Origin of the sequence: Vibrio sp. R78045 (assembly GCF_042466085.1) — a bacterium.
GTDB classification, from domain to species: Bacteria; Pseudomonadota; Gammaproteobacteria; order Enterobacterales; family Vibrionaceae; genus Vibrio; species Vibrio cyclitrophicus.
On the sequence record NZ_JAXHBS010000017.1, the window covers coordinates 58,996 to 75,217 of the forward strand.

10 protein-coding genes and 15 tRNA genes are annotated in these 16,222 nt (G+C 45.4%); 8 read left to right on the plus strand and 17 right to left on the minus strand.

Annotated features, from left to right (window positions below):
- Window positions 1-219 precede the first annotated feature (219 nt).
- Window positions 220-1,398, plus strand: a complete 1,179-nt coding sequence (gene queG / locus SJY39_RS19620; protein ID WP_016793307.1) for a tRNA epoxyqueuosine(34) reductase QueG — start codon at window positions 220-222, stop codon at window positions 1,396-1,398.
- 650 nt (window positions 1,399-2,048) lie between these two features.
- Here the strand turns inward: queG and SJY39_RS19625 are convergent.
- The 16 genes from SJY39_RS19625 to orn all read right to left on the minus strand — a co-directional run bounded on the left by SJY39_RS19625 (window position 2,049) and on the right by orn (window position 4,883).
- Window positions 2,049-2,124: transfer RNA gene (locus tag SJY39_RS19625), tRNA-Gly, on the minus strand.
- Between the two features lie 75 nt (window positions 2,125-2,199).
- Window positions 2,200-2,276 (minus strand) — tRNA-Met (locus SJY39_RS19630).
- Window positions 2,277-2,364: 88 nt separating this feature from the next.
- Window positions 2,365-2,440: transfer RNA gene (locus SJY39_RS19635), tRNA-Gly, on the minus strand.
- A 59-nt stretch (window positions 2,441-2,499) separates the two neighbouring features.
- A tRNA-Met gene (locus SJY39_RS19640) sits at window positions 2,500-2,576 on the minus strand.
- Window positions 2,577-2,627: 51 nt separating this feature from the next.
- A tRNA-Gly gene (locus SJY39_RS19645) sits at window positions 2,628-2,703 on the minus strand.
- Window positions 2,704-2,779: 76 nt separating this feature from the next.
- Window positions 2,780-2,856: transfer RNA gene (locus SJY39_RS19650), tRNA-Met, on the minus strand.
- 103 nt (window positions 2,857-2,959) lie between these two features.
- Window positions 2,960-3,035, minus strand: a tRNA-Gly gene (locus SJY39_RS19655).
- A 56-nt stretch (window positions 3,036-3,091) separates the two neighbouring features.
- Window positions 3,092-3,168 (minus strand) — tRNA-Met (locus SJY39_RS19660).
- 61 nt (window positions 3,169-3,229) lie between these two features.
- Window positions 3,230-3,305, minus strand: a tRNA-Gly gene (locus tag SJY39_RS19665).
- A gap of 59 nt (window positions 3,306-3,364) precedes the next feature.
- A tRNA-Met gene (locus SJY39_RS19670) sits at window positions 3,365-3,441 on the minus strand.
- Between the two features lie 61 nt (window positions 3,442-3,502).
- Window positions 3,503-3,578 (minus strand) — tRNA-Gly (locus SJY39_RS19675).
- A 76-nt stretch (window positions 3,579-3,654) separates the two neighbouring features.
- Window positions 3,655-3,731: transfer RNA gene (locus SJY39_RS19680), tRNA-Met, on the minus strand.
- A gap of 61 nt (window positions 3,732-3,792) precedes the next feature.
- A tRNA-Gly gene (locus SJY39_RS19685) sits at window positions 3,793-3,868 on the minus strand.
- A 76-nt stretch (window positions 3,869-3,944) separates the two neighbouring features.
- Window positions 3,945-4,021: transfer RNA gene (locus tag SJY39_RS19690), tRNA-Met, on the minus strand.
- A 61-nt stretch (window positions 4,022-4,082) separates the two neighbouring features.
- Window positions 4,083-4,158, minus strand: a tRNA-Gly gene (locus tag SJY39_RS19695).
- A gap of 179 nt (window positions 4,159-4,337) precedes the next feature.
- On the minus strand, window positions 4,338-4,883 hold the full coding sequence (gene orn, locus SJY39_RS19700; RefSeq protein WP_010434065.1) for an oligoribonuclease: 546 nt from the start codon (window positions 4,881-4,883) through the stop codon (window positions 4,338-4,340).
- A gap of 150 nt (window positions 4,884-5,033) precedes the next feature.
- Here orn and rsgA point away from each other — a divergent pair, with 150 nt between their 5' ends.
- The 5 genes from rsgA to SJY39_RS19725 all read left to right on the plus strand — a co-directional run bounded on the left by rsgA (window position 5,034) and on the right by SJY39_RS19725 (window position 12,019).
- Window positions 5,034-6,089, plus strand: coding sequence for a small ribosomal subunit biogenesis GTPase RsgA (rsgA, locus tag SJY39_RS19705; RefSeq protein ID WP_010434062.1), 1,056 nt, complete (start codon window positions 5,034-5,036; stop codon window positions 6,087-6,089).
- A 125-nt stretch (window positions 6,090-6,214) separates the two neighbouring features.
- Complete coding sequence (gene asd / locus SJY39_RS19710; protein WP_010434059.1) at window positions 6,215-7,132, plus strand: archaetidylserine decarboxylase; 918 nt, start codon at window positions 6,215-6,217, stop codon at window positions 7,130-7,132.
- 293 nt (window positions 7,133-7,425) lie between these two features.
- Entirely contained in the window at window positions 7,426-8,841 is a 1,416-nt protein-coding gene (locus SJY39_RS19715; RefSeq protein WP_016790130.1) for a DASS family sodium-coupled anion symporter, read from the plus strand.
- A gap of 275 nt (window positions 8,842-9,116) precedes the next feature.
- Window positions 9,117-10,997: a methyl-accepting chemotaxis protein gene (locus SJY39_RS19720; RefSeq protein WP_016793744.1), complete on the plus strand. Its 1,881-nt coding sequence runs from the start codon at window positions 9,117-9,119 to the stop codon at window positions 10,995-10,997.
- Between the two features lie 134 nt (window positions 10,998-11,131).
- Window positions 11,132-12,019 (plus strand): DMT family transporter, encoded by an 888-nt coding sequence (locus SJY39_RS19725; RefSeq protein WP_016787270.1) that lies wholly within the window; start codon window positions 11,132-11,134, stop codon window positions 12,017-12,019.
- A 127-nt stretch (window positions 12,020-12,146) separates the two neighbouring features.
- Here SJY39_RS19725 and epmA read toward each other — a convergent pair whose 3' ends face one another.
- Complete coding sequence (gene epmA / locus SJY39_RS19730; protein WP_016768060.1) at window positions 12,147-13,118, minus strand: elongation factor P--(R)-beta-lysine ligase; 972 nt, start codon at window positions 13,116-13,118, stop codon at window positions 12,147-12,149.
- A 516-nt stretch (window positions 13,119-13,634) separates the two neighbouring features.
- Between epmA and frdA the strand changes: the two genes are divergently transcribed.
- Both frdA and SJY39_RS19740 read left to right on the plus strand, forming a co-directional pair.
- Window positions 13,635-15,458: a fumarate reductase (quinol) flavoprotein subunit gene (gene frdA, locus SJY39_RS19735; RefSeq protein WP_016792650.1), complete on the plus strand. Its 1,824-nt coding sequence runs from the start codon at window positions 13,635-13,637 to the stop codon at window positions 15,456-15,458.
- Window positions 15,458-16,222 carry a succinate dehydrogenase/fumarate reductase iron-sulfur subunit gene (locus SJY39_RS19740; RefSeq protein WP_016787274.1) on the plus strand — a complete coding sequence of 255 codons (765 nt, stop codon included), beginning with the start codon at window positions 15,458-15,460 and terminating at the stop codon, window positions 16,220-16,222. The genes frdA and SJY39_RS19740 overlap by 1 nt, the downstream gene beginning before the upstream one ends.

Here is a 16,222-nt window from a genome sequence, read left to right on the forward strand (position 1 = left end):
ATCGTTGACTATATAAAAATCAAAAGAACAAGAATAGTAAACCGTGATGCTTTTGGGAGACAAGCACTCAAGTGTAAGTTCTATGAAAAATACTGATCAAAACGCGTCTGTTCTGGTCAACACCACTCAGATCCGTTAAGATCCGCCCCCATTTTTGCCGAACCTAATTTTAATTAGCCTTATCTCTAATTGTAAAACAGAGAAAATAAGAATTAAGCCATGAATCTAGACCATCTTGCTGAAAAAATTAAAATCTGGGGAAAAGAGTTAGGCTTTCAAAAAGTTGGCATCTGCGATGTTGATTTAAGTGAACACGAAGCCCCTCTTCAAGCATGGCTAGATGCTGGTAATCACGGCGAAATGGATTGGATGGCTCGACATGGAATGATGCGAGCTCGCCCTAATGAGCTTCATCCTGGCACCATTCGAGTGATCAGCGCCCGAATGAACTACCTACCACCGGAAGCGCAATTTGCCTCTAACCTAAGCGATACCACTCAAGGTTATATCAGCCGTTATTCTTTAGGCCGCGATTATCATAAATTGTTCCGTAACCAATTGAAAAAGCTAGGACAAAGAATCGAGAAGGAAGTCGAAGGTTTAGACTCACGTCCTTTCGTCGATTCAGCGCCTATTTTGGAAAGACCGCTAGCTCAAAAAGCGGGGTTGGGTTGGACAGGTAAACACTCGTTAATTCTCGATAAAGACGCGGGCTCTTGGTTTTTTCTAGGGGAGTTATTAGTTAACATCCCGCTTCCTGTTGATGAACCTAGTGTCGATGAATGCGGCAAATGCACCGCATGTATCACCTCTTGTCCAACGGGTGCCATTATTGCTGATGGTGTCGTGGATGCTCGAAAATGTATTTCGTACTTGACCATTGAATACGATGGTGTGATCCCGGAAGAATTTAGAGACGCAATTGGTAATCGTATTTACGGTTGCGACGACTGCCAGTTAGTTTGCCCATGGAACCGTCATGCTGAACTCACAGAGCAAACAGACTTTCACCGCCGAGAAGATTTCCAAGAAGCCGATCTGGTTTTGCTTTCAAGTTGGGACGAAGCAACCTTCTTGAAGAAAATGGAAGGCTCTGCAATAAGACGCATCGGCCACACCCAGTGGTTACGCAATATCTTTGTTGCTATGGGCAATGCACCATTCCAGCAACGCATTATTGAAACACTGGAATCTCATCAAGGGAAAAACGATATGTTGGATGTGCATATTGAGTGGGCTTTGAATAAACAACTACAGCAGTTGCCTAACGTTAGCAGTGTGCAAGAAGATAGCTCTACGCAGAAAAATAACTGTATGCAAAAAAATAGCAGCAAAATACTCACTAAAAAGCACAGGCTGATACGCATTGTTGAAAAAGGACTACCAAGAGACGCCTAGCTCTTTACGTACCTACCCAGTTCTTTATATACCAATGTTTAACTGGCTAGTTCATACCAACCATCCAATATTTAAGACAACTCGTTGCACATAATTTTAGAACAATGTTTGACCTTGTTCTCAATTTTAACAATGTGGAAAAAATTCAGATTTCTCGTAAACTTCCGACACCCTCACAAAGTTAAACACAGTACCGATAAATGATTAAGATCAAAAAACAACAAGTTAACGATCTTTTACCAAATTCAACACAAGCACTCAACTTGATAAAAAACAACAAGTTACGATCGCTACGATTCCGCTAATATATTGAAAACAAGAAAGATCTTTTAGAGGTATGTGGAGAATTAAGCCTGAAACAACTTTATCAACCAAGTTATCCACACCTAACATTTTGTGGATAAGTCTGTTTATAGATATGAAAAACCTCAAGCATCTGCTTCAGAGACCTGATGTTTACTAGCATTCCAGTTGCTAAGAAATATTTAAGACAAAAAAATATCCACCATGATGGAGGATTATTTGCTTTTTGGGGGGATTATGCTTCGCAGCATTAAAGAAAGAGCGTGACCCTTAGGTCGTCTTTAAACTCTGTGATCTAAAGAAAAACACGGTGGCTTAAAGGGTCTTAATAGCTTTTAGAAGAAAGCTGGAGCGATACATCGGGTTCGAACCGATGACCTCAACCTTGGCAAGGTTGCGCTCTACCAACTGAGCTAGTATCGCATTCGTTAATCGCTGCTTTTACTGCCTTGGGCAACTCTTACCGCCTTGAGCAACAGATAGCGCTTAACTGTAATGTGGTTGCGGGAGCCGGATTTGAACCGACGACCTTCGGGTTATGAGCCCGACGAGCTACCAAACTGCTCCATCCCGCGTCCGGATGTTTCTCTTTTCGCATCATTATCGTTTAAGACAATGAGACTAAACCATTTTCATCTTCAGCATAAAGCGTGAGAGAGAATTTGGAGCGATACATCGGGTTCGAACCGATGACCTCAACCTTGGCAAGGTTGCGCTCTACCAACTGAGCTAGTATCGCATAAGCTAACCGTTCATCTTTTCTGCTACAAAGCATCAAATCAACGTTCAACTGTAATGTGGTTGCGGGAGCCGGATTTGAACCGACGACCTTCGGGTTATGAGCCCGACGAGCTACCAAACTGCTCCATCCCGCGTCCGGATGCATTGTTTAAGACAATGAGGCTGTTCTCTAAAAAGAGAGAATTTGGAGCGATACATCGGGTTCGAACCGATGACCTCAACCTTGGCAAGGTTGCGCTCTACCAACTGAGCTAGTATCGCATAAGCTAACCGTTCATCTTGTCTGCTAGAAACTAAGTTCTTACTGCAAAGAAGCTATCAACGTGTAGCTGTAATGTGGTTGCGGGAGCCGGATTTGAACCGACGACCTTCGGGTTATGAGCCCGACGAGCTACCAAACTGCTCCATCCCGCGTCCGGATGTTTCTCTTTTCGCATCATTATCGTTTAAGACAATGAGACTAAACCATTTTCATTCTGAGCACTTTCTCAAAGAGACAGCTTCTAAGAATAGAATTTGGAGCGATACATCGGGTTCGAACCGATGACCTCAACCTTGGCAAGGTTGCGCTCTACCAACTGAGCTAGTATCGCATTAGTTAATCGCTGCTCTTACTGCCTTGGGCAACAGATAGCGCTTAACTGTAATGTGGTTGCGGGAGCCGGATTTGAACCGACGACCTTCGGGTTATGAGCCCGACGAGCTACCAAACTGCTCCATCCCGCGTCCGGATGCATTATTTAAGTTAATGACTCTATACTTCCAACATCAATCCTAAGAAAGAAATTGGAGCGATACATCGGGTTCGAACCGATGACCTCAACCTTGGCAAGGTTGCGCTCTACCAACTGAGCTAGTATCGCATAAGCTAACCGTTAACCTTTTCTGCTAAGAAGCATCAAATCAACGTTCAACTGTAATGTGGTTGCGGGAGCCGGATTTGAACCGACGACCTTCGGGTTATGAGCCCGACGAGCTACCAAACTGCTCCATCCCGCGTCCGGATGCATTATTTAAGTTAATGACTCTATATTCCTAACATCATTCCTAAGAAAGAAATTGGAGCGATACATCGGGTTCGAACCGATGACCTCAACCTTGGCAAGGTTGCGCTCTACCAACTGAGCTAGTATCGCATAAGCTAACCGTTCATCTTCTCTGCTAGAAACTAAGTTCTTACTGCAAAGAAGCTATCAACGTGTAGCTGTAATGTGGTTGCGGGAGCCGGATTTGAACCGACGACCTTCGGGTTATGAGCCCGACGAGCTACCAAACTGCTCCATCCCGCGTCCGGATGCATTATTTAAGTTAATGACTCTATATTCCCAACATCATTCCTAAGAAAGAAATTGGAGCGATACATCGGGTTCGAACCGATGACCTCAACCTTGGCAAGGTTGCGCTCTACCAACTGAGCTAGTATCGCATAAGCTAACCGTTCATCTTCTCTGCTAGAAACTAAGTTCTTACTGCAAAGAAGCTATCAACGTGTAGCTGTAATGTGGTTGCGGGAGCCGGATTTGAACCGACGACCTTCGGGTTATGAGCCCGACGAGCTACCAAACTGCTCCATCCCGCGTCCGGATGCATTATTTAAGTTAATGACTCTATATTTCCAACATCAATCCTAAGAAAGAAATTGGAGCGATACATCGGGTTCGAACCGATGACCTCAACCTTGGCAAGGTTGCGCTCTACCAACTGAGCTAGTATCGCAATCTGAAACGTCTTTCGCCGTTCAGGGCTGCGAATTATAAGAGCATTTTTTTGTGATGCAAGTCCTTAATGCAAAATTACGAAATTTTTTACTCAACTGCTGTAAAAGCACACAGATTTGCAAAAAAATTGGCTCTTATGTCCCTGAAAAGTTAGATAAACGTGATCGTTTGATCTGATTAGATGTTAATAATCGTTTTTCGGTAGTACTGCAGCTCAGCAATCGACTCACGAATATCGTCTAATGCAAGGTGGCTTCCCGACTTAGAAAACCCATCTAACACTTCAGGTTTCCAACGGCGAGTCAGCTCTTTCAAAGTGCTTACGTCAACATAGCGGTAGTGGAAGTACTCTTCCAACTCAGGCATGTGTTTGTATAGGAAACGGCGGTCTTGACCAATGCTGTTACCACAAATCGGTGACTTACCTTTTGGTACCCATTTCTCAAGAAACTCAATGGTTTGTTGAATCGCATCTTGCTCTGAAACCGTGCTTTCTTGAATTCGCTTAACTAGACCACTGCCGGTATGAGTCGTTGTGCACCACTCATCCATCTTGTCCAATTCACTCTGAGGTTGGTGAATAGCCAAAACAGGTCCTTCAGCCAGGATGTTAAGCTCACTATCGGTAACGATAGTCGCAATTTCAATGATTTTGTGAGTTTCAGGATCAAGTCCAGTCATCTCTAGATCAACCCAAATCAGGTTCTGATCGCTAAAGGACATAAGGCGTCGCCTATTTGTTTATGTGTAAAAGAGGTACTATACCCAAATAACTATACTCAAACTAGCTCTAGGGCCATCGAAATCATATGGCACCAGCAACACCTTGTTTGAGTCCCCAATCATCAAGTTAGATGTGTTAAGTGAAAAATTGTGGCTAAAAAAAAGAAGTTAACTAAAGGTCAGGTACGTCGTGTACGTAGCAACCAGAACAAGCGACTCAAGAAAGAAGATTCTATCCAATGGGATGAGAACATGCTTGGTGGCACAAAAAGCGGATTGGTCATTACGCGCTTTGGGCAACATGCTGATATCGAAGATCTTGAAACTAACGAAGTTCATCGTTGTAACTTACGCCGTAGTATCGAAACCTTAGTTTCTGGTGACCGAGTAACTTGGCGCGCAGGCTTAGAGTCGATGGCTGGTATTTCAGGTGTAGTAGAAGCGGTTGAGCCAAGAACTTCAATGCTGACTCGCCCTGATTACTACGATGGCCTAAAACCAGTTGCTGCAAACGTTGACCAAATGGTTATCGTATCGGCAGTGTTACCCGAGCTATCACTTAATATTATCGACCGTTACTTAATTGCCTCAGAAACCGTCAACATTGCCCCACTTGTGGTTCTCAATAAAGTCGACCTACTGACTGAAAAACAGATTGCTGAATACCGCGAAACACTGAAAGTGTACGAAAAAATCGGCTACAAGGTGATGTTTGTGAGTAAAGAGTCGGGTTACGGCATCAAAGAGCTGGAAGCTGAACTCAAAGATCGCATCAACATTTTTGTTGGTCAATCTGGCGTGGGTAAATCAAGCTTAGTGAATGCACTCATGCCAACACTAGATATCGAGGAAGGCGCCGTTTCTGAAAACTCAGGACTGGGTCAACACACGACAACGGCAGCACGTTTGTATCACTTCCCTTCTGGTGGCGATCTTATCGATTCCCCAGGGGTACGTGAATTCGGCTTATGGCATTTAGAACCAGACGAAATCACTGACGCTTTCATTGAATTCAAGCCATTTCTAGGTGGTTGTAAGTTCCGTGATTGTAAACACAATGACGACCCAGGATGCCTTCTACGTGAAGCCGTAGAAGACGGTAGAATCAGCCGTTTACGTTTTGCTAGCTACCATCGCATTATTGAAACCATGGCTGACAACAAAGATAACCGTCAGTACTCACGAAGCAAGAAAGCCGATCTCTAATCGCGTTTTTGTGAACAAATGTGTGCATTTACTGACAATTGGCGTGAATTTAAGTAACATCTCGCGCCCTAAACCGTCATCGACAGATTTAATTGAAAAACAATTAGCATTGGAAAATTAATACAATGGATAAGATTAAAGTTGGATTGCAGTACTGGATCCCACAGCATGGGCTAACTCGCCTAGTCGGTAAACTGGCGTCTGCTAAAGCGGGTGGCTTAACGACAGCGATCATCAACTGGTTCATCAAGCAATACAAAGTAAACATGGATGAAGCTCTGCATAGCGATCCAAAACACTTTAAAACATTCAATGAATTCTTCGTACGTGAATTGAAAGAAGGCATGCGTCCTATTGCTGAAGGTGAGTCTGTTATTGTTCACCCTGCTGATGCACGCGTAAGCCAATTTGGCCCAATTACTGACGGCCAACTTATTCAAGCTAAAGGCCACAACTACTCAGCTCGCGAACTATTGGGCGGTGATTCAAGCCTAGCGGATGAGTTCAAAGACGGCGAATTCGCGACACTTTACTTATCGCCAAGTGATTACCACCGTGTTCACATGCCATGCGATGGCACACTGCGCCAGATGATCTACGTTCCTGGTGACCTTTTCTCTGTAAACCCGCTAACGGCAGAGAATGTTCCAAACCTATTCGCACGTAATGAGCGTGTGGTTTGTATCTTCGATACAGAGTTTGGCCCAATGGCACAGGTGCTGGTTGGCGCAACTATCGTCGGCAGTATCGAACAAGTATGGGCTGGCACTATCACACCACCTCGCGGTAACTCTGTTTACAAATGGGACTACCCTGCACAAGGTGATAAAGCAATCGTCTTGAAAAAAGGTGAAGAGATGGGTCGCTTTAAACTTGGTTCAACGGTTATCAATCTATTTGCTAAAGATGCCATCAAGTTTGACGAAACGATGCAGAATGGTGAGAAAACCGTTCTAGGCACCCCTTTCGCGCATATTGCAGGCAAAAACGCTGAAGTAAGTGAAGACGCGGCTGAAACGGTTGAGAATACAGACCAAGCATAGCTTCTTGAGTTCGTTCATAGACATTCTAAAGGCGCGTTATTTCTAGTAAATAACACGCCTTTTTCGTCACCGACCATACTGTTCGTAGCGCTTCGTAACAAGTTAATAGCCATAAATAACAAGCTCATAGCCCTTCGTAACAAATTCAGACCTCTTCATTAAAAAATTGACCAAAAACAAAACAATTGTCGAAACCTTCAACAACTTTTCGATTTTACAACCCGTCTCCAAGTACCAAAAATCCAGATAACTTACTCTATTTGAAGATATTTTATTCATAGGGTCTTTGTATCATGCCTAAACTCAATGTTGGCGTATTGGTCAAGCTATTGATTTGTTTTGCGATTCCCTTGGGCGTGCTATTCATGCCTATCGACTCGATCCCCATAGATAACCTCACCTTGATTCAGCACCGCTTACTGGCGATATTTCTATTAGCTGCGCTACTTTGGGTTCTGGAACCGGTTCCGGTATTCGCGACGTCAATTCTGATCATTGCACTTGAATTGGTGATGATTTCCGACAAAGGCTTACATTTATTCAGAAGCCCACCAGCAGGACACGATCTCGGTGAGTTAATCAAATATACCGACATATTCGGTGCGTTTTCGTCACCAATCATCATCCTCTTCATGGGTGGTTTTGCACTCGCTATCTCGGCATCCAAGTACGAACTCGACAACAACTTAGCCCGAGTACTGCTCAAGCCATTTGGTACAGAGCCGCGCTTCATTATGCTTGGCTTAATGCTGATTACTGCCGTGTTCTCGATGTTTATGTCGAACACCGCGACCACAGTCATGATGCTTGCTCTACTAGGCCCAATTGTGGCTTCTGCGCCTAAAGGCGACATGGGGATTAAAGCACTCGTGTTGTGTATTCCAATTGCGGCCAACACCGGTGGTATCGCCACTCCAATCGGTACACCGCCCAACGCAATAGCATTGCAGTATTTAACTGGCGAAAACAGTATCGACTTCTTAAGTTGGATGATGATGGGCTTGCCCTTCGTAATCATTCAACTCACTATCGCTTGGTTCCTTCTTCAGAAACTCTTTCCTTCCAAGCAGAAGAACATGGTACTCAAGCTCAATGGACAGTTTAGAAAAAGTTGGCGAGCGATTGTCGTTTACATCACCTTCGCCGCAACGATTCTGTTGTGGATGACGACAAAACTGCATGGTATGAACACCTACGTAGTCTCTATTATTCCACTGGCCGTCTTTACACTGACCGGCATCATGGGCAAAGAAGAACTTAAGCTAATTAACTGGGACGTGTTGTGGTTAGTCGCCGGTGGTATCGCGATTGGTATCGGCTTGGATAAAACAGGCTTAGCGGCGGCATTGGCACACGCGATTGACTATGAATCGCTCTCACCTGCAGCTGTGGTACTGACATTGTCTATCGTGTGTTGGTTAATGGCGAACTTCATGTCGAACACCGCGACGGCCAACTTACTGATGCCTATTGCCGCTGCGATCGGCGCATCGATGGAAAGCTTAGTCGCAATTGGTGGCCTACAAGGCTTGCTGGTTGTGGTCGCCTTCTCCGCCTCACTGGGTATGATTCTTCCGGTATCGACACCGCCCAACTCGTTGGCTTACTCAACCGGGCTTATCGAAAGCAAAGACATGGCGAAGATGGGTATCATCTTAGGTATCGTAGGCTTATTAATGGTCTACATCGCGCTGTTTATTATCACCTAACACGGCTTATTATCACCTAGCACGTTAACTTTTCACTACAGCCCTCCAGATAGCAGTCCTAATTTCGCTAGCTGGAGGGTTGGTCAGTTTTCAATCGATAAATAACTGTGATTCCACTTCACTGTTTGTCAAAAAGTAGGATCGATATATTTAGAATTTATGATTTTAAGCACATTTATTCCACTTGAGAGAGCGGCACTATACACGCATCAAAGACGCGTCAATTCACCATTAAGTACGTAATTAGGTTTTTGTCTAATAGAGAGGAATGGACCTTGAGACATACTATTAAATTTAAAATTCAGATCGCCATTGCGATCATTATCGCCGTTGTGAGTGGTACCCAAGCTTGGATATCGGTTAATCAACTCACTCAAGAAACTGAAATCGCGATCAACCAAGAAATGAAAAATGTCAGTGTTGGCACCACAAATTATATTGCTGATTGGCTCTCCATCCGCAGTGATATGATGCTTGCCAATGAATCGACCATTTCAAGCAATAGTAATTCTGACCGCGAGTTATTAATCACCAAACAAGCCGGGCAATTCCTGTCTGTTTATGCAGGTTTCAGCGATGGCACAATCGCTTATGGCGACAAAGGTGAAGATTGGCCAGCAGGCTACGATCCACGTACCCGCCCTTGGTATCAAGATGCCAGCGCAACATCAGACCTCATCATTACCGAACCTTATCAAGATTTTGACGGCAGTATCGTCATCAGCTTTGCCAAAGCATTCAACGGTGAAAAACAGGGCGTCCTCGCGGCGGACTTAACCGTTACCAGCATTATTGATACCGTACTCAATGTAAAACTCGAGAACGATGGTTTTGCATTTTTAGTGGATGGTAACAACAACATCGTGGCGTACAGTGATGAAGCCTTGAGTCAAAAACCACTGACCAGTTTGAATCCGGAACTAACAACCAGCAAGGTGTCACAACTACTCCAAGACCAAATGATCACTACGCTAACTTGGCCTGGTCAAGGCGATAAACTGGTCTATATTGCCAATGTCCCGAACACCGATTGGTCGCTAGGTATTGTTATCGATAAAGAAATGGCGTTTTCTGCAGTATCCGATGCCATTCAATTCATCACGCTGACCTCTTTGATTTTGTACATCATCATTTCAATAGCGAGTACCGTGGTTATCAACCGCCTACTTTCTCCATTACAAACACTGTCTACAGCGCTGACTCAACTCGCTCAAGGCAGAGGTGACCTCACCCAACGTATTGATATCACACGTATGGATGAGATTGGCAAACTTGCCGAGCTTGTGAACCAGTTCTTGAGTCAAATGCAAAGCATGTTGAAAGGCGTCATAGAGCACAGCCACGACCTCAACAACCATGCAGAAAAAGCCAATCAACTGGCCACTCAATCTTCTATCCGAGTTGAGAATCAACAAAACGACATCAACCAGATTGCGACTGCGATTCATGAGATGTCGGCAACCGCAGCCGAAGTCGCTAGCCATGCCGAATTAACCGCATCCGCCTCTCAGGCATCTGCCACCGCTTGTAATGAAGGCCAAGAAGTCATTCAACAAAACCGTGATGCGATTACTGGCCTCGCAACTCAAGTTGAAGACGCCGCCAATGTGATTCGTGAATTAGAGAGTAATGCGCAAAGCATCAACCAGATCCTATCCACCATTCAGGGCATTGCCGAGCAAACTAACCTGTTGGCATTGAATGCAGCAATTGAAGCCGCCCGTGCAGGTGAACAAGGTCGCGGGTTTGCCGTTGTGGCCGATGAAGTACGAGTACTAAGTCAACGAACGCATGGTTCGACGGAAGAGATCCGCGTGATGATTGATACGTTGCAAAAGAATACTCAACATGCCGTTGAAAGCATGACCACCAGCACTCAACTGGCCGAAAATAGTGTTGGATTCGCCGAGCAAGCTCATGGCAGCCTGACTAAAATCACTCATGCGATCACTGAAATCAACGACATGGCGCTGCAAATCGCCAGTGCTGCAGAAGAGCAACGCGCGGTAAGCGAAGACATCAGCCGTAATACGCAAGGCATCAAAGATGCCTCTGACGATCTTGCGCAGCAAGCAGAAAGCAGCCGCAACAGTTCAAATGAAATGAGCCATGCAGCAGAGTCGATGCGCCAAGATGTGGAGCGCTTTAAGGTGTAACGCGTCATTAATCACATCAAGCTAAGCCGAACTGTCCACGTTCATGGTTCTTTTGTTAAGAATCACTTTGTTCTCAGTTCGGTTTGATGCATATTGATGAGCTAATTTATCCCAGACACAAGGACGTTAATGACATGGGATTTGAATGGTTAGCTCTAGCCGCCGCTTTTCTATGGGCGATAGCGAGCCTGATGTCAGTAAAACCCGCTCAACACTTAGGTTCTTTTGCCTATAGCCGATGGCGTATGGGTTGCACCGCAATCATCTTATCGAGCATGGCTTGGTTCACAGGTGGGTGGTCAAGTGTCGAAGCCGACCTCGTCACACCTATGATGCTGTCTGGCCTGATTGGTATCTTCATTGGCGATACCGCCCTATTCGCGTGCTTGAATCGCATGGGGCCACGCCAAGCCGGTTTGCTGTTCTCTTGTCACGCGGTATTTTCCGCGATTCTCGGCTACTTCCTGTTTAGCGAAAGCATGACTTCGGTTGAGCTTATTGGCTCAGCGTTGGTGTTTAGTGGGGTATTAACCGCCATCTTCTTTGGTCGTCGTGGACAAGCGAAAAACCAGCTCGAAACCATCAAAGGCACAGTGTGGATTGGCGTTGCTTTAGGAATTACAGCCGCTATCTGCCAGGCACTGGGTGGCATCATTGCAAAGCCGGTAATGCAAACCAACATCGACCCTGTCGCCGCTTCAGCCATTCGAATGATCACCGCCTTTGTTGCTCACTCTCTGTTTCGTTTAACGGGCGCTAAACTTTCACGCGCAATCAACCCAATGAATAAACAGATATTCGCAATTACTGCGGTTAATGGCTTTTTAGCGATGGCCGTGGGAATGACACTGATTTTGTATGCGTTGCAGGAAGGCAATGTCGGTATGGTCGCACTGTTATCTTCGACCACACCCATCATGTTGTTACCAATACTCTGGTTGTACACCAAACAGAGGCCAAATGCCTACGCTTGGATAGGCGCCATTGTTGCCGTGGTGGGCACTGGGATTCTGGTCAGCTAGTGGGTACAGGTATTTTGGTCAGATAGAGCACCGGAATTCTGGTCAGCTAGTGAAGCGAGTTGGAAGCTGAGAGTTAATAGTTAATAGCTAATGACCATTAACTCTCAATAACAACAAAAGCAAAAAGCTAAGAACGCGGGAACGGAAAAGCCGTCACGTCATCGATATGGTCGTAGCCCAAAGCCAACATGATCAGACGATCAATACCTAAAGCAACACCTGCACAGTCTGGCAAGCCCGCTTTTAATGCCTCAATCAAATGATGATCAATCGGTTGAGGCGATAATCCCATCTCGATACGTTTTGCATTGTCATCTTCAAAGCGCTTAAGTTGCTCTTGCGGTTTATCTAACTCGTGGAAGCCGTTAGCTAACTCGATGCCTTTGAAATACACCTCAAAGCGATCCGCTACTCTTGAGTCATCAGAATTGATCTTGGCTAACGCTGCTTGCGATGCCGGGAAATCATAAACAAAGGCCGGAACATCTTGGCCTATTTTCGCCTCTACCCCAATACTGAAAAGAAGCTGTAATAGCGTATCGCGATCTTCTTCAGGATCCGCAATATCACTTAACCCAAGTGGTGCAGCCGCTTGCTTCAGCGTATCCATCGAGTCTTCCAGCGGACAAACACCCAACACATCAATAAAGGCTTGCTGGTAAGTCATTCGCTCCGCTTTGCCAGACTTGAGAATTTGCTGCAATAGGAGGTCCATTTCGTCCATCAAATCGTGGTGATCAAACCCCACGCGATACCACTCCAACATGGTGAACTCAGGGTTATGATAACGACCATTTTCTTCGTTACGGAAAGACTTACAAATTTGGTAGATACAACCACTGCCCGCCGCTAACAGTCGTTTCATATGAAACTCTGGGCTAGTCATAAAGAACAAGGGCTGACCGTGCGCATAACCCGGCCCTACGAATTCAGTTTTGAAGGTATGTAAATGCACGTCCGTCACCGTGGCGTGACTCATGGCTGGCGTATCCACTTCCATCACGTCTCGCTTTGCAAAAAAATGACGGATTTGAGTAAGGATATCAGCACGTTGCTTTAACTGCTTAATGGTTGCGGCAGGTTGCCATGTGGAGTGCATTATTAAGTTCCATATCACTGAATTCTAGGCGACGAAAATTACCACTTTTCGTCTCTTTTGTAAGCTTCTATCTTTGCCTTATCAAACCAGCATGTTGTTTTATGAAGCCAGAAAATTACGTACTACAATACATTTACTAATATTTAGCCGCTAGCCACATTGATAACAAAAATCATACTCAACAAGCCGTTAACACGACTCTTGTGGGGGAATCGTTATCAACAATTCATTGCCGTGATTGCAGTCACATAACCTATAATTTCTATGCCCCCATATGCATTACCGACCTAAAAACCCAAATACATCAACTTTTAGAATACCTTCCTCTCGTACACTGAACCTACCACTTAAGGCTTAGAGGTGATAAGCGGTTGATACCGTTTACGTACTATTAGTTAGTAAGTGCTATCGATTAGTAAGTGCTCTCAATAAGTAAGTACTGCCAATTAGTAAGTGCTACCAATAAGCTTTTTATAATTACAAGCGGAATACTCCGCATCACACTGGAGAATAACTGTGAAGACAATTACCACAGATATCGCAGTCATCGGCGCAGGCGGCGCTGGTCTTCGTACAGCTATCGCTGCGGCTGAAGCTAATCCTGAATTGGAAGTAGCACTGATTTCTAAAGTTTACCCAATGCGTTCGCACACGGTAGCAGCAGAAGGCGGTTCAGCAGCAGTAATTAAAGACGAAGATAGCCTAGATAACCACTTCAACGATACTGTTGGCGGTGGCGACTGGCTATGTGAACAGGATGTTGTTGAATACTTTGTTGAAAACTCGACTCGCGAAATGATCCAAATGGAACAATGGGGCTGCCCATGGAGTCGTAAAGAAAACGGTGAAGTAAACGTACGCCGATTCGGCGGTATGAAGGTAGAGAGAACGTGGTTCGCAGCGGATAAAACTGGCTTCCACATGCTTCATACTCTGTTCCAGACTTCGATGAAGTACGACACAATCAAACGATTTGATGAGTACTTTGTGGTGGATTTGATCGTTGAAGATGGCGAAGTACAAGGCCTAATCGCGATTCACATGTCTGAAGGTGAGCTTGTTACCATCAAAGCAAAATCTGTTGTTCTAGCAACGGGTGGCGCAGGTCGTGTTTACCACTGTAATACCAACGGCGGCATCGTAACTGGCGACGGTATGGCAATGGCTTATCGCCACGGTGTACCACTGCGTGATATGGAGTTCGTTCAATACCACCCAACAGGCCTACCAGGCACTGGCATCTTGATGACCGAAGGTTGTCGTGGTGAAGGCGGTATCATCGTCAACAAGAACGGCTACCGTTACCTCCAAGATTACGGCATGGGCCCTGAAACTCCAGTGGGCGAGCCGAAAAACAAATACATGGAACTGGGTCCTCGTGACAAAGTTTCTCAAGCATTCTGGCACGAGCAGCAGAAAGGCAACACCATCAAGCACCCGCTTGGTGATGTCGTACACCTTGACCTTCGCCACCTTGGTGAAGAGTACCTGCAAGAACGTCTACCGTTTATCTGTGAGCTAGCAAAAGCGTACGTAAACGTCGACCCAGCAAAAGAGCCAATCCCAATTCGTCCGACCGTTCACTACACCATGGGTGGTATTGAAACTAACGGTACCTGTGAAACTCGCATTAAAGGTCTATTCGCTGTTGGTGAATGTGCTTCAGTTGGTCTGCACGGTGCAAACCGTCTAGGTTCTAACTCTCTGGCTGAGTTCGTTGTATTTGGTCGCGTAGCGGGTGAACAAGCCGTGAAACGTGCAGCAGAATTCAAAGGCTGGAATGAAGAGTCTATCGCGAAGCAAGTGAAAGCGGTTGAAGATCGCATCGCAGGTCTACTAAACCAAGAAGGCGATGAGAACTGGGCTGATATCCGCACTGAAATGGGTCACACCATGGAAGCGGGTTGTGGTATCTACCGTCAAGAAGACTTGATGCAAGAAACCATCGACAAAATCACTGAGCTAAAAGCACGTTACAAAAAAATCAGCATTAAAGACAAAGGCCAAGTGTTCAACACGGACCTACTTTACGCTATCGAAGTCGGTTACGGTCTTGAAGTTGCTGAAGCGATGGTTCACTCAGCGATTCTTCGTAAAGAGTCTCGCGGTGCGCACCAACGTCTAGACGACAACTGCACAGAACGTGACGACGTGAACTTCCTGAAACACTCTCTATCGTTCTACAACGAAGATGCAGCACCAACCATCGACTACAGCGGCGTTAAGATTACTAAATCTCAACCTAAAGCTCGTCTGTACGGTGAAGCTGCAGAGAAAGCCGCTGCCGCTGAAAAAGCAGCAGAAGAGAATGCGAAGAAGAGCGAAGAGGAGCAAGCATAATGTCAGCGAATCGAATCCAAAAAATTGAAATCCTGCGTTATGACCCTGAGCAAGATGCAGAACCTCACTTTCAAACCTTTGAAGTTCCGTTTGATGAAACCATGTCAGTACTTGATGCGATTGGTTACATCAAAGATAACCTAGATAAAGACCTGTCTTACCGTTGGTCTTGTCGTATGGCGATTTGTGGTTCTTGCGGCATCATGGTTGATGGCGTGCCAAAACTGGCGTGTAAGAGCTTCTTACGTGATTATCCAAACGGCTTCAAAATTGAGCCATTGGCTAACTTCCCAATCGAGAAAGATTTGATTGTCGACATGACACCGTTCATCGAGCGCCTTGAAGCGATCAAGCCTTACATCATCGGTAATGACCGTAAACCAGAAGACGGCACCAACATCCAAACTCCAGAGCAAATGGCGAAGTACAAACAGTTCGCTGGCTGCATCAACTGTGGTTTGTGTTACGCGGCGTGTCCTCAGTTTGGTCTAAACCCTGAGTTCATCGGCCCTGCAGCTCTTACTCTGGCTCACCGTTACAACCTAGATAGTCGTGACAACGGTAAAGCTGAACGCATGAAGCTGATCAATGGTGAAAACGGCGCTTGGGGTTGTACGTTCGTTGGTTACTGTTCTGAAGTTTGTCCGAAGAAAGTAGACCCAGCAGCGGCCGTTAACCAAGGCAAAGTTGAGTCTTCAATGGACTTCGTTATCTCGATGTTCAAGCCAGATGGATCGCAAGTAAAATCAGCAGAGGAGGCATAA

Bases quoted from the DNA above. Each gene is read 5' to 3' on its own strand.
- orn (WP_010434065.1), bottom strand. From the start codon at position 4,883: ATGTCCTTTAGCGATCAGAACCTGATTTGGGTTGATCTAGAGATGACT.
- epmA (WP_016768060.1), bottom strand. From the start codon at position 13,118: ATGCACTCCACATGGCAACCTGCCGCAACCATTAAGCAGTTAAAGCAA.
- SJY39_RS19725 (WP_016787270.1), top strand. From the start codon at position 11,132: ATGGGATTTGAATGGTTAGCTCTAGCCGCCGCTTTTCTATGGGCGATA.
- asd (WP_010434059.1), top strand. From the start codon at position 6,215: ATGGATAAGATTAAAGTTGGATTGCAGTACTGGATCCCACAGCATGGG.
- SJY39_RS19715 (WP_016790130.1), top strand. From the start codon at position 7,426: ATGCCTAAACTCAATGTTGGCGTATTGGTCAAGCTATTGATTTGTTTT.
- queG (WP_016793307.1), top strand. From the start codon at position 220: ATGAATCTAGACCATCTTGCTGAAAAAATTAAAATCTGGGGAAAAGAG.
- SJY39_RS19740 (WP_016787274.1), top strand. From the start codon at position 15,458: ATGTCAGCGAATCGAATCCAAAAAATTGAAATCCTGCGTTATGACCCT.